Origin of the sequence: Geitlerinema sp. PCC 9228 (assembly GCF_001870905.1) — a bacterium.
Classification (GTDB): Bacteria; Cyanobacteriota; Cyanobacteriia; order Cyanobacteriales; family PCC-9228; genus PCC-9228.
On record NZ_LNDC01000203.1, the window covers coordinates 1 to 989 of the forward strand.

A 989-nucleotide genomic window follows, 5' to 3' on the forward strand; every position below is an offset into this window, starting at 1 on the left:
TCACCAGCCGACTGATAGCGTTTTTTGACAGCAACCACCAGCATGTTGTCTAAAATATCGCCCAATTGTTTCTCAATCGGCGTATCTAAAAAATCTCGCCATGCCTCATCTATAATCGCATCGTATAAATCGCTTGGTTCGATTTGAGTGAGCATCCGCACGCAAGTTGCCCCCAAACTGTAAATATCGCTGTTGGGTTTGGCTTTGCCTACCGCTTGTTCTGGCGATACATATCCTGCCGAACCAATCGTAGTTCCCGTTACCGAAAAAGCCGCACTGGCAACTTGCTTGGCTGCACCAAAATCTACCAAAATCAGTTTTCCATCCCCACGGCGAATGATATTTTCCGGTTTGATATCCCGATGGATGACGTTACGTTCGTGTAAATGCTGTAAAATCGGCAAAATTTGCTGCAAAATGTCTCGAATTTGCTTCTCGCTAAATTTGCCCTGAGTTTCTAAAATTTTGTCCAAATCCTGACCATCAATATATTCTTGTACCAAATATTGATAGCCACCTTCAGTAAAATACGCCAGCAACTCCGGAATCTGTGGATATTTCCCCAACTCATCCAACTGTTCAGCTTCCCGTTCAAACATTTCGGCAGCTTTTTTTATGGTATTGGTTCCCTGAGCTTGGGGGAAAAATTGTTTAATAACGCAAGTCTGATTTTTGGGCTTGTCTTCATCCAAAGCTAAAAACGTTCTACCAAAACCGCCCTGCCCCAGAATACGTGTAGCCCGATATCGCAAGCGTAGTTTCAACTGACTGCCGCAACGCTGGCAGAATTTTGTATTTTCTGGATTTTGATGGGAGCAGTTGGGATTCAAACACTGGCTCATACTGATGCTATCCGATGAAACTGGCTCAATTTTAGCTAAACAATAGCATAATTTGGGCGTGGTTACCAGGTTGCTGTTGGCACTAGATGCTCTGTTATATTTTCAACAAAAGCGATCGCGTTTTCCAAATTTCTATAAACGATCGCG

1 protein-coding gene is annotated in these 989 nt (G+C 43.4%); it reads right to left on the minus strand.

The annotated features are described in order from the left end of the window. Nucleotides 1–842, minus strand: an 842-nt coding sequence (locus tag AS151_RS20285; RefSeq protein ID WP_170861469.1) for a serine/threonine-protein kinase, incomplete at its 3' end; no start/stop codon positions are given. Between the last annotated feature and the right edge of the window lie 147 nt (nt 843–989).